At 30.8% G+C, this 22,260-nt stretch carries 24 protein-coding genes and 1 pseudogene; 24 read left to right on the forward strand and 1 reads right to left on the reverse strand.

What is annotated here, in order from left to right:
- The 23 genes and pseudogenes from mreB to B2671_RS15910 form a co-directional block, all read left to right on the forward strand.
- A pseudogene (mreB, locus tag B2671_RS15800) lies at positions 1 to 609 on the forward strand (rod shape-determining protein MreB); the annotation flags it as partial.
- A 3-nt stretch (positions 610 to 612) separates the two neighbouring features.
- Positions 613 to 1,458, forward strand: coding sequence for a rod shape-determining protein MreC (gene mreC, locus B2671_RS15805; protein WP_346871268.1), 846 nt, complete (start codon positions 613 to 615; stop codon positions 1,456 to 1,458).
- Entirely contained in the window at positions 1,445 to 1,960 is a 516-nt protein-coding gene (gene mreD / locus B2671_RS15810; protein WP_346871269.1) for a rod shape-determining protein MreD, read from the forward strand. The genes mreC and mreD overlap by 14 nt, the downstream gene beginning before the upstream one ends.
- Before the next feature lie 7 nt (positions 1,961 to 1,967).
- A complete protein-coding gene (locus B2671_RS15815; RefSeq protein ID WP_346871270.1) occupies positions 1,968 to 4,805 on the forward strand; it encodes a penicillin-binding transpeptidase domain-containing protein in 2,838 nt (945 codons plus the stop codon).
- 158 nt (positions 4,806 to 4,963) lie between these two features.
- Positions 4,964 to 5,596, forward strand: a complete 633-nt coding sequence (gene minC, locus B2671_RS15820; RefSeq protein ID WP_346871271.1) for a septum site-determining protein MinC — start codon at positions 4,964 to 4,966, stop codon at positions 5,594 to 5,596.
- A gap of 16 nt (positions 5,597 to 5,612) precedes the next feature.
- On the forward strand, positions 5,613 to 6,422 hold the full coding sequence (gene minD / locus B2671_RS15825) for a septum site-determining protein MinD (protein ID WP_346871272.1): 810 nt from the start codon (positions 5,613 to 5,615) through the stop codon (positions 6,420 to 6,422).
- Positions 6,423 to 6,424: 2 nt separating this feature from the next.
- Positions 6,425 to 6,694, forward strand: a complete 270-nt coding sequence (gene minE, locus B2671_RS15830) for a cell division topological specificity factor MinE (protein WP_150843815.1) — start codon at positions 6,425 to 6,427, stop codon at positions 6,692 to 6,694.
- Positions 6,695 to 6,769: 75 nt separating this feature from the next.
- A complete protein-coding gene (rodA, locus tag B2671_RS15835) occupies positions 6,770 to 7,876 on the forward strand; it encodes a rod shape-determining protein RodA (RefSeq protein ID WP_346871273.1) in 1,107 nt (368 codons plus the stop codon).
- 11 nt (positions 7,877 to 7,887) lie between these two features.
- Positions 7,888 to 8,256 (forward strand): methylglyoxal synthase, encoded by a 369-nt coding sequence (locus B2671_RS15840; protein WP_346871274.1) that lies wholly within the window; start codon positions 7,888 to 7,890, stop codon positions 8,254 to 8,256.
- A 232-nt stretch (positions 8,257 to 8,488) separates the two neighbouring features.
- A complete protein-coding gene (locus B2671_RS15845; RefSeq protein WP_346871275.1) occupies positions 8,489 to 9,304 on the forward strand; it encodes a M23 family metallopeptidase in 816 nt (271 codons plus the stop codon).
- A gap of 22 nt (positions 9,305 to 9,326) precedes the next feature.
- The gene (locus B2671_RS15850; protein ID WP_035128790.1) at positions 9,327 to 10,175 is read left to right on the forward strand and encodes a site-2 protease family protein; all 849 of its coding nucleotides are present in this window, start codon (positions 9,327 to 9,329) and stop codon (positions 10,173 to 10,175) included.
- 104 nt (positions 10,176 to 10,279) lie between these two features.
- The gene (locus B2671_RS15855; RefSeq protein WP_346871276.1) at positions 10,280 to 12,139 is read left to right on the forward strand and encodes a TIGR03960 family B12-binding radical SAM protein; all 1,860 of its coding nucleotides are present in this window, start codon (positions 10,280 to 10,282) and stop codon (positions 12,137 to 12,139) included.
- Positions 12,114 to 12,815 (forward strand): TIGR03936 family radical SAM-associated protein, encoded by a 702-nt coding sequence (locus tag B2671_RS15860; protein WP_346871312.1) that lies wholly within the window; start codon positions 12,114 to 12,116, stop codon positions 12,813 to 12,815. The genes B2671_RS15855 and B2671_RS15860 overlap by 26 nt, the downstream gene beginning before the upstream one ends.
- An 11-nt stretch (positions 12,816 to 12,826) precedes the next feature.
- On the forward strand, positions 12,827 to 14,284 hold the full coding sequence (locus tag B2671_RS15865; protein ID WP_346871277.1) for an Rne/Rng family ribonuclease: 1,458 nt from the start codon (positions 12,827 to 12,829) through the stop codon (positions 14,282 to 14,284).
- 201 nt (positions 14,285 to 14,485) lie between these two features.
- A complete protein-coding gene (gene rplU, locus B2671_RS15870; RefSeq protein WP_035128800.1) occupies positions 14,486 to 14,797 on the forward strand; it encodes a 50S ribosomal protein L21 in 312 nt (103 codons plus the stop codon).
- A 2-nt stretch (positions 14,798 to 14,799) separates the two neighbouring features.
- Positions 14,800 to 15,147 (forward strand): ribosomal-processing cysteine protease Prp, encoded by a 348-nt coding sequence (locus tag B2671_RS15875; protein ID WP_150843809.1) that lies wholly within the window; start codon positions 14,800 to 14,802, stop codon positions 15,145 to 15,147.
- Between the two features lies 1 nt (position 15,148).
- Positions 15,149 to 15,451, forward strand: coding sequence for a 50S ribosomal protein L27 (gene rpmA / locus B2671_RS15880; protein WP_150843808.1), 303 nt, complete (start codon positions 15,149 to 15,151; stop codon positions 15,449 to 15,451).
- A gap of 196 nt (positions 15,452 to 15,647) precedes the next feature.
- Positions 15,648 to 16,925, forward strand: coding sequence for a GTPase ObgE (gene obgE, locus B2671_RS15885; protein WP_346871278.1), 1,278 nt, complete (start codon positions 15,648 to 15,650; stop codon positions 16,923 to 16,925).
- A gap of 21 nt (positions 16,926 to 16,946) precedes the next feature.
- Positions 16,947 to 17,240 (forward strand): ribosome assembly RNA-binding protein YhbY, encoded by a 294-nt coding sequence (yhbY, locus tag B2671_RS15890; RefSeq protein ID WP_346871279.1) that lies wholly within the window; start codon positions 16,947 to 16,949, stop codon positions 17,238 to 17,240.
- A 116-nt stretch (positions 17,241 to 17,356) separates the two neighbouring features.
- Positions 17,357 to 17,965 carry a nicotinate-nucleotide adenylyltransferase gene (gene nadD / locus B2671_RS15895; protein WP_346871280.1) on the forward strand — a complete coding sequence of 203 codons (609 nt, stop codon included), beginning with the start codon at positions 17,357 to 17,359 and terminating at the stop codon, positions 17,963 to 17,965.
- Between the two features lie 3 nt (positions 17,966 to 17,968).
- Entirely contained in the window at positions 17,969 to 18,541 is a 573-nt protein-coding gene (gene yqeK / locus B2671_RS15900) for a bis(5'-nucleosyl)-tetraphosphatase (symmetrical) YqeK (RefSeq protein WP_346871281.1), read from the forward strand.
- Positions 18,542 to 18,600: 59 nt separating this feature from the next.
- Positions 18,601 to 18,981 carry a RidA family protein gene (locus tag B2671_RS15905; protein WP_346871282.1) on the forward strand — a complete coding sequence of 127 codons (381 nt, stop codon included), beginning with the start codon at positions 18,601 to 18,603 and terminating at the stop codon, positions 18,979 to 18,981.
- A gap of 66 nt (positions 18,982 to 19,047) precedes the next feature.
- A complete protein-coding gene (locus B2671_RS15910; RefSeq protein ID WP_346871283.1) occupies positions 19,048 to 19,947 on the forward strand; it encodes an RluA family pseudouridine synthase in 900 nt (299 codons plus the stop codon).
- Positions 19,948 to 20,082: 135 nt separating this feature from the next.
- On the opposite strand, the gene B2671_RS15915 is transcribed toward B2671_RS15910, so the two are convergent.
- A complete protein-coding gene (locus B2671_RS15915) occupies positions 20,083 to 21,378 on the reverse strand; it encodes a D-alanyl-D-alanine carboxypeptidase family protein (protein ID WP_346871284.1) in 1,296 nt (431 codons plus the stop codon).
- A 143-nt stretch (positions 21,379 to 21,521) separates the two neighbouring features.
- Here B2671_RS15915 and B2671_RS15920 point away from each other — a divergent pair, with 143 nt between their 5' ends.
- Positions 21,522 to 22,193: a ComEA family DNA-binding protein gene (locus B2671_RS15920; protein WP_346871285.1), complete on the forward strand. Its 672-nt coding sequence runs from the start codon at positions 21,522 to 21,524 to the stop codon at positions 22,191 to 22,193.
- Positions 22,194 to 22,260: the final 67 nt, after the last annotated feature.

Genomic DNA, 22,260 nt, shown 5'->3' on the forward strand with positions numbered 1-22,260 from the left:
TGGCAGCGGCTATAGGTGCTGGACTTCCAGTTGGAGAACCTACAGGAAGTATGGTTGTAGATATCGGTGGAGGTACTACAGAAGTAGCAATAATATCTTTAGGTGGAGTTGTTACAAGTATGTCATTAAGAGTTGCAGGTGATGAATTAGATCAAGCAATAANNAGCAATAATAGCATACATAAAAAAACAGTATAACTTAATGATTGGTGAGAGAACTTCAGAAAATATAAAAATACAATTAGGTTCAGCTTACGAGGTAGAAGAAAAGGCAGAAAATATGCAAATTAGAGGAAGAGATTTGATAAGTGGTCTTCCTAAAGTAGTAGAAATAGGTGAAGATGAAGTAAGAGAAGCTTTAAGAGAACCTGTATACTCTATTATAGAAGCTATAAAAACAACACTAGAAAAAACACCACCAGAACTTGCAGCAGATATTATGGATAAAGGTATAATGCTTACAGGTGGAGGAGCTTTATTAAAAGGATTAGATGCACTAATAGCCCATGAAACCCATATGCCAGTAAATATAGCAGAAATACCATTAGATTGTGTAGCTGTAGGAACTGGAAAAGCATTAGATAATGTAGATATTATGAGTAGAAGATAAAAAATGAAGATATTCAAGAATAAGCTGGCAGTAATAGTTATACTACTGTCAGTGTCCTTTTTGGGGTTAATTGGTTATTCAGTTCAAAAAGACAATATGTCCATGGTGGAAAATGGTGTAGGAAGTGCTATAAACTCTGTTCAAGGTGTTGTTTATAAAATAGGTGGTAAAATAAAAAGTTCTTTTAGTTTAGTACTTAATATAGGAAATATAAAAAGTGAAAATGATGAGTTAAAAAAACAAAATGAGAAATTGAAATTTAATGCCATTCAAAATGATATTTTAAGAAAAGAAAATGATAGACTTAGAGGCATGCTAAACTTTGCTGATGCAAATGCTCAGTATAATTATATAGGCGTAGATATTTTGGGTTTAGTTGGAAATAATTTTTTGGATGGATATATAATCAATAAAGGTGAAAAAGATGGAATAGAAAAAGGTATGATTGCATTGGAAGGAGAAGGACTAGTTGGTCGAGTTGCTAGTGTTGGTAGTAATTGGAGTATAGTTCAATCTATTTGTAATGAGAATATGGCTGTAGCAGGATATGTATTGAGCACTGAAGAAAGTAATGGTATTGTAAAGGGGTATAAGGGAAATGAAGATAAATTTCTTACAGAAATTACACGCCTTTCCTTAGATTCAAAAATTAAAGAAGGGGACACTATACTAACCTCTGGACGAGGTGGCATATATCCAAAAGGAATTAAAATAGGAGAAGTTCTAGAAATTTATGAGGATAGAGCAAAGGTTGTGAAGAGTGCAATTGTGAAGCCTGCAGTAGATTTTAACAAGGTAGAGCAACTTGTAATTATAGTGCCAAAGGAAAAAAGAGATGTCAAAAACTAATAATAAATTAAAAAAAATATTATATTTATTTTTAATAATCACCATTCTTTTTATTTTTGATAATACTATTTTAACTTTTTTTGCTATTAAAAATATATATCCAAACGTTATTTTTGTATTTATAGTTTGTTATTCCATGATAAATGGATATGGTGAAGCAACAATTATTGGTGTTATAACAGGGGTTCTTCAAGACATTTATTTTCCAGGAGTCATGGGAATTAACATGTTAATAAACATGTTAATTTGTTTAATGGCAGCTAAAATTGGAAAAGGAATTTTTAAGGATAAGGTTATAATACCTATTTTTTCAACATTCCTACTAAGTTTACTAAAGAGTATTGCTATTTTTGCTATATTTATATTAATAGGAGCTAGTAATAATTTTTTACACTTAATTATATATAAAGCTATTTATGAGATGATAATAGCTTTACTGATATATAGGATTATACTTAAGTTTAGTGAAACCAAAACTATAAAAAAGGAATGGAGATTCTAAAGAAAGTATGAAAAAAAATAAAAAAATAATTAGAAATAAAAAAAATAAAAAAAGTTTTTCAAGATATAATTTATTTTATATATCTATGGTAGTTATCTTCATTGGAATTACTTCAAGATTACTTTTTTTACAGATAGTAATGGTAGAGGATTTTAGAGAAACAGCAAATAGCAATAAATATAAAACAGTATCCGTTGCAGCAGCTAGGGGAGATATAGTAGATAGAAATGGTAAAGTTTTTGCGGAAAGTGTTCAAAATTATGTATTACAATTTAGTGAGACAGAAGAAAGTAAAGAGCATTTCTTTAAAACTATGTCTAGAGTTTTTGAAATATTAGATAAAAAGCAAATACCAATTGTAGATGAATTTCCTATAATTATAAATAATGAAGGAAAGCTAGAATATAACTTCAAAGCTACCGATGAATCAAGTAGAAAATGGCTAGAACTTAGATTTAAAAAGGATAGAGGTTTTTTAGAGCAGGTAGTAAAGAAAGAATATGGTGAGGGTAAGAAGTTTTCAGAGCTTACAGAAGAACAAAAAAATTATATGGATGTTTTGTTATTACAGATAACTGCAGAAGAGGCCTATAAGACTTTAGAGAAAGATTATGGTGTAGATAGATACTATGAATTAACTCTTCATGAAAGAAGAAGATTTTTACTATTAAAAGATGCTATGAAGATGCAAAGTTTTTCAGGTTATAGTCCAGTAGTAATTGCAAACACTTTAGATCAAGAAACAGCCTTTGTATTTGAGCAACTACAACCAGATATGCCAGGTATAATAGTTGATACTCAGCCTATGAGATCTTATCCTAATGGAGAATTAGGTTCTGCGTTTCTAGGGTATATGTCTCAAATTAACCCTTGGGAACAAGATAAATATGAAGAAAAGGGTTATGATGTAAGTACTGATGACATAGGAAAAGCAGGTATTGAGGCAGCCTATGAAGCCTATTTAAAGGGAACTAAGGGACAAGAGAGTATAGAAATTAATAAGCAGGGGCGGAGAGTTAGAACTCTAGGACAGGTAGAAGCTTACCAAGGAAAAACTGTGCAATTAAATATTGATATGGATGTACAAAGAGCTGCAGAAAAGGCACTGGATGAAGTGATGACTAATCTTCAAAAGAGTGGTAAAAATTATTATGGAGATAGTACTAATGCCACTAGAGGAGCAGCAGTAGCCATAAGTACTAAGGGGGAAGTGTTAGCCCTTGTTAGTAGACCTGGCTTTGATCCTAATATATTTACTGACCCTGGAAAATTAACTACTGAATTGTCACAGCAATACTTTAATCCAGATTTAGAAGCTATGGGAAAAGAATATATTAAAAAAAGAGGTCTTGCAAATATAAAGGGTATTTTAACAGATAAGGAATTAACTTTAAGTTTAGCAGAAAGAGAACAACTATTGCTTGATAGAATGTTCCCAATAGATAAAAGTATACCAGGAAATACTACAAGAAGAGAAGATAGATATGATATATTCCCTAAACCTTTTTATAATTACGGAACATTATCATTAGTTCCACCAGGATCTACCTTTAAACCGGCTACTGCGCTTGCGGGGTTAGAGGAAGGTGTTATTACTGGAGATACTGAGATTTTAGATGCTGGTGAATATGGAAAATACGGGTACAGGGGAGCTTGTTGGATATGGAATATGAATAAGCAACATGGGTCCCATGGTCGAATTAATGTTAAAGAAGCCTTAGAAGTTTCTTGTAACTATTTTTTCTTTGATGTGGCAGACCGCCTTTTTACAAAGGGTGGTGGAATGGAAAATACTAAAAATGCTTTAAATTTAATAGCAAAATATGGTTGGCAACTAGGACTAGGATTACCGCAAGGTAGCGATTTAAAAGCTTCTACAGGTATAGAAATTGAAGAAAACTTTGGTCAAATATATAATTATGAATCAAATAAAAATGTTCAAGCCAATACATTTATAAATCGAATGGCTGAAGACTTACAAAAGGGAATTAGCTCTATGAATGCAGCATCTCATTATAAGCCTTTTGACATTGTACAGCAAGAGGAAATTGGAACAGGTAAAGAATTAGAGCAAATAAAACTTACCAATTCTAAGAAAAAGGTTTTAGTGGATGCAATTAGAGAAGAAATAAAAAAAGAAGAGATGTCTACCTCTAATGATATCCTAGAAAGATTTAAACCTTTAATTCAAGATATAATTAATACTAATGAGACTATAAAAGCCTTAGGATATTCTGAAGATGATATAGAAAGCATTGCTGTAGCAATGTTCTATTGTGTAAATGATGCACATTCATATATTAAATCTCCAGCTAATGCCTATGATGCATCCATAGGTCAAGGTATGAATCAATTTACGCCATTACAATTAGCTAGTTATCTTGCTACCCTTTTAAATGGTGGAGAAAGATATGAAGTAAAGCTAGTTGATAAAATCATTGATAGTAAGACTAAAGAAGTTATAGAAGATATAGAACCAAAGCTTATAAGCAAAGCTAGTTTCAATAAGGCAAATATTGAAATTATTAAAGAGGGAATGGGTAAGGTTACTCAAGGAGAAAATGGTACAACTTCAGCTGTATTTAATGGGTTTCCTATACCTACTGGAGGTAAAACAGGTACATCTAATATAATATCAACTGAAGAGATGCAAAAAGCTACTGGAAGGGATGCAGCTTCTGTATATGTAGGCTTTGCACCCTATAAAAATCCAGAGATTGTAGTATGTTCTATAGTATTCGATGCTGCCCATGGTGATGGAACTATTGCCAAGGCAATGTTTGAAGCTTATTTTAAGGAAGAAATATTAAAAACTGATCCTAATTATGAATTTAAATATAAATAAAGAAAATAACAAATGGATTACCATTTGTTATTTTTTTAAAAGAATATTGTTATATAATAAGTATTTCAACAAAAAAATTATTTTTTCTCAATATAAAGAAGGAATTTAGGCTCTATACGTTGAAATAGTAAGAATATCTCGATATGTGGAGGTTGCATATGCAAGATGATGGTATAAAATTTAAAGGCGAAAAAGATGGACTTAATTTAGTTGTAAATATTAAACTCTTTAGCTCTATAGAGAGCTTAATTGAAGCATTGAGAGTAAAGCTTCGAAAGGGGAGAAGATTCTATAAGGGTGCCTCCATTAAAATAACTGTAGATATGAGGCAATTAGAAGCTAGAGATTTAAGAGCAATAAGAGACTTTTTATCAACGGAATTTATGATAAAGGATTGCTCCTTTATAAATTTAGAAGATAGTAATAAAAAGGTTTTTAATGGTATACATGAAGGGAAAACTAAGTTTGTCAGAAAAACTATAAGAAGTGGTCAAAGATTTGAATATTCAGGAAACATAGTTATCGTAGGCGATGTAAATTCTGGAGCAGAGGTATATGCTGAAGGAAATATAGTGGTATTAGGCGCTGTTAAAGGTAGTGTGTATGCTGGTATTAATGGTAATAGTGGTGCTATAATAGCCGCCTTTGCATTAACACCACAAATAATGCAAATTGCTGATCTTATCACTAGATCTCCAGAAGATATGGATAAACCTAGGTATCCAGAATTGGCAAGAATTAAAAATGGAAATATTGTTTTAGAACCATATTCAATAAATAAATATATTTAATCGGAGGTATTAGTAAATGGGAGAGGCCATAGTTATAACATCTGGGAAAGGTGGAGTAGGAAAAACTACTACTACAGCAAATATAGGTACAGCTTTAGCATCAATGGATAAAAAAGTAGTTGTTATCGATGGAGACACAGGATTAAGAAACTTAGATGTTCTCATGGGACTTGAAAATAGAGTTGTATTTACATTAGTTGATGTTATTGAAGAAAAGTGTAGATTGAAACAAGCACTTATAAAAGATAAGAGATTTAACAATTTATTTCTTCTTCCAACAGCACAAACTAGAGATAAAAATGATGTAGATATAAATGAAATGTTAAGAGTGGTAACACAGTTAAAGCAAGAGTTTGATTATGTAATTTTAGATTGTCCTGCTGGTATTGAACAAGGATTTGAAAATGCCATTGTAGGAGCAGATTGGGCTATTGTTGTTGTAAATCCAGAAATCACATCTGTCAGAGATGCAGATAGGGTTATTGGAAAGTTAGATGCTAAGGGGATAGAAAGACAGGAGCTTATAGTTAACAGAATGAACTTTGATATGGCTAAGAATGGTGAAATGTTGACTATAGAAGATATAAAGGAGTGTTTAGCTATTAAAGTTATAGGGGTAGTGCCCGATGATAGAAAGGTAACCATATCTACTAATAAAGGTGAGCCTATAGTGTTAGACAGTTCTGCTTATGCTGGTCAAGCTTTTAAGAATATTGGAAAAAGAATTTTAGGAGAAGAAGTGCCATTCCTAGATTTTAATGAAATATACGGTCAAAAAGGATTTATGGGTGCAATAAAAAAATTATTTGGAGGAGGTAGAAGTTAGATATGGACTTGTTTAAAATTTTTTCAAGCAAAGTATCTTCAAAGGATATTGCTGCAGATAGATTAAAGCTTATTCTAGTCCATGATAGAGCTACCGTTTCGCCAGATTTTTTAGAAAACATTAAAATGGAGTTGCTTAAGACTATATCTAATTATGCAGAAATTGAAAGTGGAGAAGAAATTGAAATAAGAATAACTACTAGTGATGAATATGATGGGAATTCCCCGGCTTTAGTGGCTAGTATACCTATTAAAAAAGTTAAGAGAAGGTAATCAATAAAGCTATGTTTTTCATAGCTTTTTTTCCTTGTTATGATATAATAGGAACAGGTATGGAGGGAGATGCAAATGAATAAATTATTAGAAAAATTTAAAATTAATGATAAGTTAATCAAAAATATAGATTTTAGTATTTTAATTGTAGTATTTTTAATTGTAGCCTTTGGTATAGTTAATATTTACTCTGCCATTGGAGCTAAATATGCCATGCTTCAATTTGCTTGGATGATTGTAGGCATGATAACTATATACTTCATATTAACTTTAGACTATGTGCAAATATTAAATTATGCACCTGTTATATATTGGGCAGCGGTTATACTTTTGCTTTTTAATGATATAACTGGTAAAGCGGTAAATGGAGCTAATGCATGGATTAGTTTGGGAAATAGAGCTATTCAGCCTGGAGAGTTTGCAAAAATTGGTATGATCCTTATGGTTGCAAAGGTTATAGAGGATGCTGAAGGTGATATAAATAATATAAAAACATTTTCTAAAATAGCCATGTATGCAGCTATTCCAATGATACTCATTGTAATACAGCCAGATATGGGGCTTACCATGGTTTCATTTTTTATAATGTTGGGAATTGTAATTGTAGCAAACTTAAATTGGAAAATCATAGTTGGAGGTCTTTCAGCAGTAGTAGTGGCAGTTGTAGGAATTTGGAACTCACCTTTTATGAAAGAATATTGGAAAATAAGATTTAAAGCTGTTATTGATCCAGATAGATATGCACAGGCAGAAGGGATGCAGCTAATTCAATCTAAAATAGCCATAGGTTCTGGCGGAATATTTGGTATGGGATTTATGAATGGGAAGCAATATAAGTTTGTACCAGAAAACCATACAGACTTTATCTTTGCTGTATTAGGTGAAGAATGGGGATTAGTTGGGGCTCTAGTACTTATGATGTTATATGGAATACTTTTATGCAAACTTATAAATATAGCAAAGAACTCCAAGGATATAGCTGGAGGTATTATAGTTGTAGGTGTAATAGCATCTATACTATTTTCAATAATTCAAAATATTGGAATGACCATTGGATTACTTCCGATATCAGGTATAACATTGCCTTTTGTTAGTTATGGTGGAAGTTCTATGTTAACTTATTTTATATCTTTAGGTTTAGCTTTAAATATAGGGATGAGAAAGAATAAAATTAATTTTTAGGAGTGATTTAAATGAGAGTTGCATTGGTTGCACACGATAAAAAGAAGGATGACATCATTGATTTTGCTAATAGATATAAGGATGTGCTAAAAGATCATGAACTTTATGCTACAGGCACTACAGGGAAACTTATTAATGAAATAGTTGGTCTTCCTATATATAGATTTTTATCAGGACCCTTAGGTGGCGACCAACAAATAGGAGCAAGACTTGCAGAAGGAAATATGGATATGATTATTTTTTTTAGAGATCCTCTTACAGCTCAACCCCATGAACCGGATGTAACAGCCCTTATAAGACTCTCAGATGTTCACTGTATACCTCTTGCAACTAATATAGGTACAGCAGAAGTATTCATGAAGGCTTTAAAAAACAGATAATTAAATTAATATTAAATAAAAGAAGCTGTCTCAAGACAATTTGTCAATCTTTTTAAAATGTTGAATTTGTACTTTAATATAAGTTCATGATTAACAGTATTTTAGGATTGGCATATACTGAGACAGCCTTTTTTTATTAGGTTCTGATGAAAATAAATTTTCATACCCATCATAAAGTTAGTTTTTTTTAATATATATAAATTAGTAATAGTAAATTATGGGGGGATATTTTATGGGAATTTATAATGAATATTATCAAAAATATTATTCTAATATAAAAAAGCAATCAGGAACTAGTGAGTATAAACCTACAAAATATAGTGGGAATAGTACTAAAGGTAGTAACTATAAATTAAATAGTAGAAGAAATACCTTCCCCGTTTATTTAAATGTTTTTGGGAAAGGATTTGCCAATATATTGATTATTCAATGCGTAATAATTCTAGTTCTTCTAGCTGGACTATTTCTAGCTAGAACATATCCTAACAGTTATGTTAATAAGGCATATGATAAGAGTATAGCAATTATAAATAATGGTTTATTGAAGGAAAAAAATATAACTATTGAGAATATAGTCCAAGCATTTAAAGAGAAAAGTATATTGGATATATTTAAGGAAGAAAAAATAACTGAAGTTTTTAATGAAGTAAAGTCTATGGTTAATTTTGAAGAAAAGAAAGAAAATTATATAAAAGAAAATTATGTAAACCCCATAGCCATAAAGGATAAAAATCAAATCACTATAAAAGATAATAAACTTTCTTTAAGCTTAACTAGTGAAAGTGATATAAAAGCATCATTTCCAGGAAAGGTAAAGAGTATTACTGAAGGAAAAGAAATTACTTTAATCCTAGACTATGGTGATGGTATTGAGATGAAATATTTTGGCCTAAGCGGTAGCAAAGTTAAAATTGGAGATGCTGTTGATACAGGAGAAGTTATTGGTACAGTTAAGGGAGATGAAGGCAATATATTAAGTATAGAAGTATTTTATATGGGAAATATTTTAAACCCAGAGAAATGCTTTAATTTTGAAACTATGATATAGCAAGATTATTAGGGGGAAATCATTGATACGAATAAGCAAATACTTAATACCCTATATAATTTTAATATTGATTATAGGATTTAAAAGTGAGTTAATTATAGGTTTTATAATCATAATCATCCATGAAATCATTCATTTAATAACAGCAAGAATATTAGGTTATTCAGGATTTTCTATAGACATATTACCAATAGGTACTACTTTAAAATTAAAGGAGCTAGAAGAGGCAACCCCTAAGGAAGATATTATTATATCCTTAAGTGGTCCTATAGGAAATTTTTTAATTGCTTTAACTAGTTATTTTTTAGGCAGATATTTTTCTAATTCTAGTTTTATTGAATTTTGCAATTATAATTTAGTTATAGGTATATTTAATCTTATACCAGCATTTCCTTTAGATGGAGGTCGTATATTAAGAGATATTCTTAATATTAAGCTCATATATAAAAAAGCTAATAAGATTGCGCTAAATATAAGTATAGTAATAGGATATATATTTGGAGCAATCTTTTTAATGGGATTATGCATGGAGCGACTGGTTTTAGATTTTGCATTTTTTTCTATATTTATATTAATGATTTCCTATAAGGAAAAAGGGAGGATAGCTTATATAATAATGGGATATATCATCAAAAAAAAGGAAAAGCTAATAGGTAGAGGATACCTAGAAAATAAAAGTATTTCTGTTTATTACAAAATAAATATATTACAATTAATAGAATTAATAGATAAAAACAAGTATAATGTATTTACTGTACTTGATGATGAAATGAACATGATAGGAGTTTTATATGAAGAGGATATATTAAATGGAATTAAGGAATTGGGAAATATAACTCTTGAAGAACTTCTAGAAAGCTATGAAAAATAGTATAGTTACTTGAAATATTATATAGTTGTGCTAAAATGAAACTTAGTTTCAGCGGATGTAAAATCCTCTGAAGCTAAGTTAAATTAACTTAAGGAGGATACTCAATGAATAAAATTTCCGACGATATTTTGTACAGAGTTGAGAAACCAGCTAGATATATAGGTGGAGAATTAAACTCATATAATAAAGAAAAAAACAATGTAAATATCAGATATGCTTTTTGTTTCCCAGATGTTTATGAAGTGGCAATGTCCCACTTGGGAACAAAAATTCTATATCATCTTATGAATGAGAGAGAGGATACCTTCTGTGAAAGATGCTTTGCACCTTGGCCAGATATGGAAAAACTACTAAGAGAAAATAACATTCCACTAGGAACTCTTGAAACTAAGGATTCCCTTAGTGAATTTGATATTTTAGGATTCACTCTTCAATATGAAATGAGCTATACTAATATCTTAAATATGTTGGATATGTGTAATATACCAGTTAGAGCTTCAAAAAGGGGAGAAGAATATCCTATCATCATGATGGGAGGTCCTTGTGCCTACAATCCTGAGCCTTTATATGATATAGCTGATGTCTTCATATTAGGAGAAGGAGAAGAAGTTACCCATGATGTTTTAGATGTTTATAAGGAAATGAAGGATAAATCAAAGGCCGAATATCTAAGAGCTATTTCAAAGATTCAAGGAGTTTATGTACCATCCCTTTATGACGTAAATTACAACGAAGATGGTACTATTAATGAGATGACTCCAAAGTATGAGGATGTACCTAAAACTGTTAAAAAGAGAATAGTCTCAGATTTTAATGCTAACAATTCTCCAGAAAAATTCATAGTTCCTTATACAGAAATTATTCATGATAGAATAGTTATAGAAACCTTTAGAGGATGTACAAGAGGATGTAGATTCTGCCAAGCAGGAATGATATACAGACCAGTTAGAGAAAAAACCACAGAAAAACTTATGGAAGAAATCGATGTTCTTGTAAAAAACACAGGTTATCAGGAGATTTCTCTAAGTTCCTTAAGTATTTGTGACTACTCTAATATCCAAAACTTAATATTTTCTTTAATTGAAAAGTATGGAGAAGAAAAAATAGGAGTATCTATACCATCAATTAGAATAGATGCCTTCTCTGTAGATTTAATAAAGGAGATACAAAAGGTAAGAAAGACAGGATTAACCTTTGCTCCAGAAGCTGGAACTCAAAGGATGAGAGATGTAATAAACAAAGGTGTAACAGAAGAAGACTTACTAAGATCTGCTAGAAATGCCTTTGAATCAGGTTGGTCAACTATAAAGTTATACTTTGTTATAGGACTTCCTTACGAAACCGTAGAAGACGTAGAAGGAATTGCACACTTAGCAGAAAAGGTAGTAGAGGAATACTTCCATGTACCTAGGGATGTAAGAAAGAGGGGCTTAAGAGTTACAGTAAGTACTTCTATATTAGTACCAAAGCCATTTACACCTTTCCAATGGGCTCCAATGAATCAAGTGGCTGAAGTGAGAGAAAAAATTTCAAGTCTTAGAGATGCTATAAAAAGTAAGGCTATTAACTACAATTGGCATGAATCAGCACTTAGCTACCTAGAAGCAGTATTTGCAAGAGGGGATAGAAAACTTTGTGATGTTCTAGTAAAGGCCTTTGAAAAGGGAGCTAGATTTGATGGTTGGAACGAGTACTTCAACTTTGAATTGTGGCAAGAAGCTTTTGAAGAATGTGGGGTAGATGGAGAATTCTATGCTTATAGAGAAAGAAGTTATGAGGAAATCTTACCATGGGACTTCGTTAATATAGGAGTAAGTAAAAGCTATCTAATAAGTGAAAATGAAAAAGCTAAAGAAATGGTTTTAACACCAGACTGCAGAGAGAGATGTACAGGATGTGGAATCAATACTAGCTTTAAGGAAAGGGAGTGCTTTCATGGTGCGTTATTTAATAAAATACACTAAAGAAAGTGAAATAAAGTTTTTATCTCATTTAGATTTAATGAGAACTATACAAAGAGTTATAAGAAGAGCAAAACTACCAATAGAGTATTCTAAGGGGTTTAATCCTCATATGAGCATATCTATAGCACAACCCCTATCAGTAGGGGTATATTCTACAGGAGAATACTTAGATGCAGTGTTTATTGAAGCTATTGATGAAAAGGAAATTATAAAGACTTTAAATGAAAATACAGTAGGGGGAGTTAAATTTTTATCTGTTACCAAGGTAGCCAGAAAAGAAGGACAGAAAAATCAACAAGCCATGGCTACCATAGATGCAGCTAAATATATAATAAAGTTTAAACTTCGGGATGAGTCTGCACTAGATATGGATTCTTTAATGAATTTAAGTCAATGGACAATTTTAAAGAAATCTAAATCAGGAGAAAAGGAAACAGATATTAAGCCTTTAGTTAAAGAGATAAAGTACTCCATAGATAATAAAATGTTAACTATAGAAGGACTTCTTAGTTGTGGAAGCAGAGAAAACCTATCAGCAAGTTTACTGAGTGAATTTATAAAAACTCACGTAAATGGAATTAAGGAAGATGCCTTTGTTGATATAAAAAGAGTAGAAATGTATGCTTTTAAAGGAAAAGAACTACTTACACTTCAAGAGTATTTTGCACAGTACTAGGAGTTGATTTAATGAAAAAAATATTCATTGAAAGACAAAATACATTATTAAAGATTGCAGTAAAATATGGTGATATTCTTAAAGAGTGTTTTATAGAAGAAGATACAGAAGGACCTAAGGTAGGAGACATATATAGAGGTGTAATTAAAAATATAGTACCTTCTATTCATGGTGCTTTCGTAGATATAGGTTATGAAAAAAATGGATATCTTTCCCTAGAAAAAAATCAGCATATAAACACCATTAAAAAAGGTGATGAAGTTATGGTAGAGGTAGTAAAGGAAGAGATAGATAAAAAAGGCCCAAAGGTAACTAGAAACCTTTCTTTACCAGGAGCCTATGTAGTACTTACTAAAGAACATAGCCATATAGAAATTTCAAAAAAGATTAAAACACCAAATTTTAAAGAATTGATAGAAAAAGCTATATCAAAACCTGAGGATGTTGGAATAATAATTAGAACAAAAGCAGAAAATATTGATATAAACATTTTAAAGGAAGAAATAAGTCAGTTAATACATAGATATGAAGAAATATGTAATAAGTTTACTTACTCATCTAAAGTGGGACCTCTCTATAAAGACAATGGGATCCTAAGTAGGGTTTTAAGAAATTATACTGAAGGTGGAGCTGAGATAGTAGTTGATAATTATGAAGATTACCTTTACTATGAAAAGTTAATTAAAGAAAAGCGCTTAGAAAATATTCATCTCAGCTTTTATGAAGGAACTTTATCCATATTTGATAATTATGGCATAGAAAAAGAAATTTTAGCTTTAAGACATAATAAAATTAACTTATCCAGTGGTGGTAACATTGTGTTAGAACGCACTGAAGCCATGAATGTGGTGGATGTAAATACAGCTAAAAACATAAAGCCATCCTTAAAGGAAAAAAATATTTTAGTAACTAACATGGAAGCTGCTAAGGAAGTAGTAAAACAGATAAGACTGAGAAATCTAGGTGGGATAATAGTAGTAGATTTTGTAGATATGAAATCTAATGAAGATAAAGCTGAAGTTTTAAAAGTTCTACAAGAAGAGTTTAAGGATGATAAGCATAATACTAAAATATATCCTTTCACAGAATTAAATTTAGTTCAGATAACTAGAAAAAAATATGGCAAATCCATATGTGATTATGTTTTTAATTCCTGTGTTCATTGTAAAGGTACAGGAGAAAAAGTATCTTTACAATATATATTAAGCATTTTAAAAGGTAAAGTGAAAAAAATAAAATCAGAGCAGGGAATTAAAAGTATCTATATAGAACTAGATAAAAACTATGAGAATGAAATAAGCAATGATATAGTAACTTTTGTGGATAAATTAGATGCACTAGACTGTGATATTTTTATTAGATTTCAGGAAAATCTAGATAATTTTAAAGCTGAATCTTTAATTTTCCATAGCCAAGTTGAAGCTATGCAAGAATTAAAAGTATTTTCTGCAAAAACTAGATGTAACTAATAATTTTGAAAAACATGGTAGTATTAGAGATGATAGTAACCAATAAAAAAATACCATAAGTTGCTTTACAATCATCAGCGTATGTGTTAAAATGTCATTTGTAGACCGCACACATAAGGTTTTTAAACTAACTTTAAAATTTTGTAAAGAATTTGCAAGTTATACCTGAGATGGCGAGACTGGATTGAGGAGGTGTATTTAATGTACGCAGTTTTACTTACTGGAGGAAAGCAATACAGAGTTCAAGAGGGAGACGTTTTATTCGTTGAAAAACTTGAAGCTGAAGTTGATTCAACTGTAGAATTCGATAAAGTTTTAGCAGTTGGAAAAGAAGACGGTTTAGTAGTTGGAAAGCCTGTAGTTGAAGGAGCTAAAGTTGTTGCTAAAGTAGTAGCACAAGGAAAAGCTAAGAAAGTTATAGTTTTCAAATATAAGCCAAAGAAAGACTACAGAAAGAAACAAGGTCATAGACAACCATTTACTAAAGTTGTAATTGAGAAGATTGAAGCTTAATTATGATTAAGGTAACTTTCAAAAGAACAAAAAGCATGTTAGTATCATTTCATGTATATGGGCATGCTGAGTATTTTGATGTTAAGCAAAATACAACTGTTTATGATGATGTTGTTTGTGGTTCTGTAAGTAATTTAGCCCAGGTAACAATCTTAGGAGTGTTAGAGGTGCTAAAGTTAAAACCTACATATATCGCGGAAGAGGGAAACATAGCTTTAGATGTATCTAAGTTATCTCATGTGGAAATAGAAAGTACACAAGTCCTACTAGAAACGATGTTATTGGGATTGAAAAATTTAGAAATTAGTTATGGAAAATATATCAAAGTTGTAGTAGAGGAGGTGCAGTGATATGTTACTAATAAACCTTCAGTTATGTGCTCATAAAAAAGGAGTAGGTAGCTCTAAGAACGGTAGAGATAGTGAATCTAAGAGATTAGGGGTTAAACGTGCAGACGGACAATTTGTACTTGCAGGAAACATCCTTGTAAGACAAAGAGGAACAAAAATTCACCCAGGTACAAACGTTGGTATCGGTGGAGATGACACTCTTTTCGCTAAGGTTGATGGAGTTGTAAGATTTGAAAGAGTGGGTAAAAACAAGAAAAAAGCTAGTGTTTATCCAATCGATGTAGAAATTGCAATAGCTGAATAGTTAATTAAGCACCCGTAAGGGTGCTTTTTTATGACATAGGACAATTATTTATTCTATGTTATAAAAAAACATCCCTAGGTGTTAATTAATTTTAAAATAAAACATAGGTAAAATTATTATTTTTGTAAATAATAATATACGTATACTTAATTCGTAAAAATATCAAAGGATATTTTGTTAGGAAGGTGAAATAATAATGTTTATAGATACAGCCAAGATTTTTGTACAGTCCGGAGATGGTGGTAATGGTTCCATTCATTTTAGAAGAGAGAAGTTTGCTCCACTAGGTGGACCAGATGGTGGAGATGGTGGAGATGGTGGAAGCGTCATATTAGTAGTAGATAGTAATATGACTACCCTATTAGATTTTTCTTATCACCGTAAATTCGTAGCTCCTAATGGAGGAAAGGGTGAAGGCTCTAAATGCTACGGAAGAGGTGGAGAAGATATTATTATCAGAGTTCCAATGGGAACTATAGTTAAAGACTTTGAAACAGATAAGGTTATGTGTGACTTAGCTCATGACGGCGATAAATTTGTAGTATGTAAAGGTGGAAAAGGCGGAAAAGGAAATGCAAAATTTTGTACTCCTACAAGACAGGCACCAAACTTTGCAGAGCCAGGTATGCCAGGAGAAGAAAGATGGATTAAACTAGAACTTAAACTTTTAGCCGATGTAGGACTTCTAGGATTCCCTAACGTAGGAAAATCAACGCTTTTATCCATGGTATCTAAGGCTAGGCCAAAGATAGCCAACTACCACTTTACTACTATAAAACCAAACCTTGGAGTAGTAGCAGTGAAGGGTATAGAACCTTTTGTTATTGCTGATATTCCAGGTATCATAGAAGGAGCAGCAGAGGGAGTAGGATTAGGATTAGAATTCTTAAGACATATAGAGAGAACTAGAATGCTTATTCATGTAGTTGATATTTCTGGAGTTGAAGGAAGAAATCCTATAGAAGACTTTAAAAGAATTAATGAAGAACTTAAAAAATATAGTATAAAGCTATGGGATAGACCACAGATAATTGCAGCAAATAAATCTGATATGCTCTATGATGAAGAAGTTTATGAAAACTTTAAAAAAGAATTACAAGCTATGGGCTATGATAAGATATATAAGATATCTGCAGCTACCAATGAAGGCGTAGATGATCTTATGAAGGCTGCGGCTGAAATGCTTAGCACAATTCCAGTTAAGGAATTAGAGATTTCAGAAGATGATAAATTTATTCCTGAAGAAAAGAGATTTACATATGAAATAAATGAAGTCGAAGAAGGTATATTTGAGATTACAGGATCCTTTGTAGATAGATTATTAACTAGTGTAAATGTAAATGAGCCAGATTCATTAAGATACTTCCATAAAGTTTTAAGAAACAAAGGAATTATCGATGAGTTAAAGGATATGGGAATACAAGATGGTGACCTAGTAAGATTAAATGATTTTGAATTTGAGTTCTTATTATAAAATTAGGGGGAAATAAATAACATGATAACAACAAAACAAAGAAGCTATCTTAGATCTCTTGGAAGTCAATTAGTACCAATATTCCAAGTAGGAAAAGGTGGCATAGAAGAGAACTTTCTTAAGCAGATAGATCAAGCTCTAGAATCAAGAGAGCTAATCAAGATAAAAACTTTAAATAATAGTGGGATTACAGCAAGAGAAGCTTCAGAAATTTTATGTGAAGAATTAGGTTGTGAAGGAATTCAAGCTATAGGAAGCAAATTAGTTATATATCGTAAATCTAAGAAAAATCCTAAAATAGAACTTCCTAAATAAAATACATTTAATAGAGTTTTAGAAACCTTTAAATATATGTAACTTTTAAACAAGTATTCCATTTATAGTTGGTAAAATACTTCATATATGGTATTATAATTTAAAGAGGTAATAGCATGAAAAAGGCAATTTTTGGAGGAACTTTTGATCCTATACATATAGGACATATTCATATAGCTTATGAAGCACTATATAATTTAAGCCTAGATGAAATCATATTTATGCCAAATGGTAGACCACCACATAAAAGGGCTAGAGCTGTGACAGAAGAGAAAATTAGGTATAAAATGGTTTCTCAGGCCATAAAAGGGGAGAAAAAGTTCTCCATAAGTGATTTTGAGATAAAAAGTGACAGTTTAAGTTATACTTATAATACTCTAATGCAGTTTAACCATAGAGAACCTTATACTCAATGGTATTTCTTAGTTGGAGTAGATAGTTTAATGACTTTAAGACAGTGGAAAAATATTCACATCATATTAGATAACTGCACTTTAGTTGTGTTTTCTAGAACTGGATATGCTATGGATGATGTATTAAAAATGAAAAAGGATTTAGAGAAAGAGTATGGCAAAGAGATAATTTTGTTAGAAATGTCTCTTTTAGATATATCATCTACAGAAATTAAAAAGAAAATTTCAGAAGATAAAATGGTTAATTACCTTCTTCCCCAAGGGGTAGAAGAGGTAATTAATCAATATAATTTATATAGAAATAAGGTGTAAGGTATGTGGCAGGAAAATAGAATAAAAGATTATATAAAAATTCATCTTACCAAGGAGAGATATAACCATAGTTTAGGTGTAATGAAAACTAGTGAAGACCTTGCAAAACATTATGGTATAAATCCTAATAAAGGTAGAATAGCTGGGCTTTGTCATGATTGTGCTAAAAATTTTTCTGCCAATGATTTAATTAATAAAGCAAGGAGTAATGGAATAATTATTTCAGATATATATTACAAATCTCCTCAGCTTTTACATGGTTTAATTGGAGCATATATTTCAAAGGAAATGTTCCATGTGGAAGATGAAGATATTTTAAATGCAATAAAATATCATACTACAGGACGAGAAAATATGTCGACATTAGAAAAAATAGTTTATATTGCTGATTGTATAGAGCCTTCAAGAAATTTTAAAGGTGTGGAAGAATTAAGGACTTTAGCCTATGAGAATATAGATAAAGCTCTTTTAAAATCTTTTGATGATACTATAATGTATATATTATCTAGAAACTCAATAATGCATATAGATACCATTAAAGCTAGAAATTATTTGTTAGTTACTAAAAGAAACTGATATTACTAGGTAAAAATTATCTAATAATATATAATAATTTAAATTGGGGAGGCAAAAAAATGGATAAAATCATAATCAACACTGAAAAAGCACCTGCAGCTTTAGGACCATACTCACAGGCAGTAAAGGTAGGAAATTTACTATACACTTCAGGTCAATTACCAATAAATCAAGCTGGAGAATTAGTAAATGATGATATACAAAAGGCTACAGCTGTGTGCTTAGAAAATGTTAAAGCTATTCTTGAAGAGGCTGGTACATCCTTAGATAAAGTTGTAAAAACTTTAGTATTTATAAAGGATATGAATGACTTTGCAGCCATGAATGAAATATATGGAAAGTATTTCAATGCAAATCCACCTGCAAGATCTTGTGTTCAACCAGGTAAATTACCAAAAGATGCTTTAATAGAAATAGAAGTAATAGCAATAGTAGAATAATTAAGTATATGATTAAGCCTCCTACACAAGGAGGCTTAAATATTTATAAATAGAGGTGACTAGAAGATGAGTGTTATTACATATAAGGTAGGAAAAGAAGGCCAGGATGTGAAGATAAGAGACTACATGAAGGAGAATTTAAATCTTTCTGGTAGATTCATTCGTGGTTCAGCTATGGATAGAAGGTTAAGAGTAAATGGTAAAGAAGTAAAGCTTAACTATAAACTTCAAGAAGAAGATATTATTGAGGTTACTGTAAATGCAGAGGAAAGCCAAAATATAGAAGGTGAAGATTTAAACATAAAGGTTATTTATGAAGATGATGATCTATTAATAGTTGATAAGCCTCCTTTTATGGTAGTTCACCCAACTAAAAATCATCCTATGGGAACCTTAGCAAATGGAGTTATTCATCATTTTAGAAGTAATAATGATAATTCTATAGTAAGATTAGTTAGTAGATTAGATAGAGATACTTCTGGACTTATTATGATAGCTAAAAATCAATTTTCTCACATGAACTTAGCAAAATCCATGGAGAAAAATTTAATTAAAAAGTCTTATTTAGCTATAATTCATAGAAACCTTGAAAATCAAGAAGGTACTATAGACCTACCTATAGGAAGACCTACAGATGAAACAATAAAAAGAGCAGTTTTACAGGATGGTCAAAGAAGCATTACTCATTATAAGGTAAAAGAGAGTTATAAAGAAGGAACTTTAGTAGAATTGGTCTTAGAGACTGGAAGAACCCATCAAATAAGGGTACACTTAAGCTATGTAGGATGTCCTATATATGGAGAACAACTCTATAGTGATTTTAATGATGAAGAATTAATATCTCGTCAAGCCCTACATGCCTATGCTCTAACATTGCCACATCCTCGAAGTGGTGAGATTTTAAACTTTGAAAGTGCTCTTCCAGAGGATATGGCAAAGCTTATACATAGCTTTCAATCCATATAGAAAATTCATAGCCGGAGACCTAGCAGCTCTTTACTCCCACTTTTAAGAAGATAGGAGTATTGGAGTTGGAAGTCATAGGATAAAGAAATGGTGCTTCATTAGTTAATAATGCAGCACCATTTATATTTTGATAAATTAATATTTATTTCTGTATGAATTATAAGAAGAGAAAAGTTTTTTTCGTTTTTTGGCTAATTTTCTTTTCTTAATAATATATATAATAGCTAATATTAGAAGAATAATTCCTAAAACTATTCCACCTATAATCATAAATAGATTTTTATAGCTTATAGTGTTATCATCTGTAGTAACTAGATTACCAACTACAGGAAGCACTTCTTCTTCGTAATCACTACCACTTAAAACCTCACTACTATAGCTTTGACTATTATAATTAACTGCAACAGTAGTAATAGGCTCACCCTTATTAAAAAATTTATTACTAAGAGTATCCTTATTAATTACTATGGATGGCTTTTCTTTAGAACTGTTATCCTTGGTATATAGTATGTCTTTATCAGCCAATAAGGGAATAATTGAACCATTAGTAGTTTCGTAAGTACCTATTTCTTCACCTTTTGAAAAAGCTTTTTCAGTGGAAAAGTTTTTAAAGGCCCAATCAAAAAGTTTAGGAGTTTCATCATAATAGGCTTTATTTTCATCAAATAATATTGCTATTATAAACTTGTCATCCCCTTTACAAGCAGAAGCTACAAAAGAATGACGGGATTCATCAGTATAGCCTGTTTTGCCAGCAATGGCATCTGGATAATAGCATTCATAAGCATCGTGAAGTAGTCTATTATCGTTCCAAAGAGGTCTTTTTTCTTTAAAAATATTTGTAGGCTGTAAGAAAGTAGATTTAGTTTTAGATATTTCAATATATTTTTCGTGATTTAATAATTCTTTTTCTATAAGAGCTAAATCATAAGCTGTAGTTCTATGTTTATCATCATAAAGTCCATGAGGATTTACAAAGTTGGTATTTTTACAACCCAGTTCCTTTGCTCGTTGATTCATTAATACAGCAAACTCTTCAATGGAGCCAGATATATGCTCTGCTAGAGCAGCAGCACAATCATTTGCGGAAACCATTATTACTGAATATAACATTTCTTCTACAGTCATCTTTTCTCCCACATCTACATAGATTTTTGAACCCTCAATGGTAGGAGGAAATTCACCTACAGTTACAACTTCATCTAGATCACAATTTTCTAGAGTTAGAAGTACTGTCATTAGTTTTGTTGTAGATGCTGGTGGATAAGGTTTATTTTCATTTTTACCATAGACCACTGCCCCGGTATTAGCATCCATAACTACTACGCTTTTACCAGTTATTGAAGGTGGGTCTGAGTATGCATATGCATTACCATAACTTAATAGGGTTATAGCAAAAAATGATAATATGATAAATAATAGTTTTTTCATAGAAATCTCCTTACTATACATATTTAATTTTTATCTAGTAACTTTTTTAACACATAATACATTATTATATCAAAAAAAAGTTGGAAGTACGATAATAATTTATAAATATTATGGATAAGATGTTAATTAAGAGGTGTATTAAAGTGAAATTAAAAGAAAAAATAATAGGAGCATTATCCATATTAATACTTAGCATTATATTTTTGGTAGCAGGATACATAATTAATCATAATAAAGAAGAAGAATATAAAGAGGTATTCCTTGATGAACAACAGTATTTCCAGGGCCAAAATTCAAAAGGTAATGGAGAAAATGAAAATACTGAGAATAAAGATAGTGAAAATCAAGAAAAAATAAGTGATAGTAAAATAGTTGTAGATATAAAGGGTGCAGTGAAAGATCCTAAAGAATATGAATTAAAAGCAGGTTCTAGAGTAAGAGACTTAATTGAAATTGCAGGGGGACTGACACCAGAAGCAGATGAGGAAAAGATATATTTTTCTAAAATACTAGAGGATGAACAATGTATTAAAATATATAAAATAGGAGAAGAAGTATTAGATTCAGAAATTGAAGTTGAAGGACAGCAGGAAAAGAGTACAGGAGCTGTAGATTCAAAAGGAAAAATAAATATAAATAAAGCAACGGTGGATGAGCTCATGACAATTCCAGGTATTGGTCAAGTAAAAGCTCAGAGTATAGTAGATTACAGAAATAAAAATGGAAAATTTAACTCCGTAGATGAATTAACAAATATAACGGGTATAGGAGTAAAAACCTTAGAGAAATTGAGAGATAAGGTAGACATAAAATGAGTATTAGTATAGAATTATTAAAGAATTAGTATGATTTTCAATACTAAATAAAGTTTAATTTAATAAA

Source organism: Clostridium sp. UBA5119, from assembly GCF_002414285.1.
Taxonomy (GTDB): Bacteria; Bacillota; Clostridia; order Clostridiales; family Clostridiaceae; genus Clostridium_J; species Clostridium_J sulfidigenes.

What these genes read in the sequence shown, in the direction of transcription:
- mreC (WP_346871268.1), top strand. Translation starts at nt 613, where the DNA reads ATGAAGATATTCAAGAATAAGCTGGCAGTAATAGTTATACTACTGTCA.
- mreD (WP_346871269.1), top strand. Translation starts at nt 1,445, where the DNA reads ATGTCAAAAACTAATAATAAATTAAAAAAAATATTATATTTATTTTTA.
- B2671_RS15815 (WP_346871270.1), top strand. Translation starts at nt 1,968, where the DNA reads ATGAAAAAAAATAAAAAAATAATTAGAAATAAAAAAAATAAAAAAAGT.
- minC (WP_346871271.1), top strand. Translation starts at nt 4,964, where the DNA reads ATGCAAGATGATGGTATAAAATTTAAAGGCGAAAAAGATGGACTTAAT.
- minD (WP_346871272.1), top strand. Translation starts at nt 5,613, where the DNA reads ATGGGAGAGGCCATAGTTATAACATCTGGGAAAGGTGGAGTAGGAAAA.
- minE (WP_150843815.1), top strand. Translation starts at nt 6,425, where the DNA reads ATGGACTTGTTTAAAATTTTTTCAAGCAAAGTATCTTCAAAGGATATT.
- rodA (WP_346871273.1), top strand. Translation starts at nt 6,770, where the DNA reads ATGAATAAATTATTAGAAAAATTTAAAATTAATGATAAGTTAATCAAA.
- B2671_RS15840 (WP_346871274.1), top strand. Translation starts at nt 7,888, where the DNA reads ATGAGAGTTGCATTGGTTGCACACGATAAAAAGAAGGATGACATCATT.
- B2671_RS15845 (WP_346871275.1), top strand. Translation starts at nt 8,489, where the DNA reads ATGGGAATTTATAATGAATATTATCAAAAATATTATTCTAATATAAAA.
- B2671_RS15855 (WP_346871276.1), top strand. Translation starts at nt 10,280, where the DNA reads ATGAATAAAATTTCCGACGATATTTTGTACAGAGTTGAGAAACCAGCT.
- B2671_RS15865 (WP_346871277.1), top strand. Translation starts at nt 12,827, where the DNA reads ATGAAAAAAATATTCATTGAAAGACAAAATACATTATTAAAGATTGCA.
- rplU (WP_035128800.1), top strand. Translation starts at nt 14,486, where the DNA reads ATGTACGCAGTTTTACTTACTGGAGGAAAGCAATACAGAGTTCAAGAG.
- B2671_RS15875 (WP_150843809.1), top strand. Translation starts at nt 14,800, where the DNA reads ATGATTAAGGTAACTTTCAAAAGAACAAAAAGCATGTTAGTATCATTT.
- rpmA (WP_150843808.1), top strand. Translation starts at nt 15,149, where the DNA reads ATGTTACTAATAAACCTTCAGTTATGTGCTCATAAAAAAGGAGTAGGT.
- obgE (WP_346871278.1), top strand. Translation starts at nt 15,648, where the DNA reads ATGTTTATAGATACAGCCAAGATTTTTGTACAGTCCGGAGATGGTGGT.
- yhbY (WP_346871279.1), top strand. Translation starts at nt 16,947, where the DNA reads ATGATAACAACAAAACAAAGAAGCTATCTTAGATCTCTTGGAAGTCAA.
- nadD (WP_346871280.1), top strand. Translation starts at nt 17,357, where the DNA reads ATGAAAAAGGCAATTTTTGGAGGAACTTTTGATCCTATACATATAGGA.
- yqeK (WP_346871281.1), top strand. Translation starts at nt 17,969, where the DNA reads ATGTGGCAGGAAAATAGAATAAAAGATTATATAAAAATTCATCTTACC.
- B2671_RS15905 (WP_346871282.1), top strand. Translation starts at nt 18,601, where the DNA reads ATGGATAAAATCATAATCAACACTGAAAAAGCACCTGCAGCTTTAGGA.
- B2671_RS15910 (WP_346871283.1), top strand. Translation starts at nt 19,048, where the DNA reads ATGAGTGTTATTACATATAAGGTAGGAAAAGAAGGCCAGGATGTGAAG.
- B2671_RS15915 (WP_346871284.1), bottom strand. Translation starts at nt 21,378, where the DNA reads ATGAAAAAACTATTATTTATCATATTATCATTTTTTGCTATAACCCTA.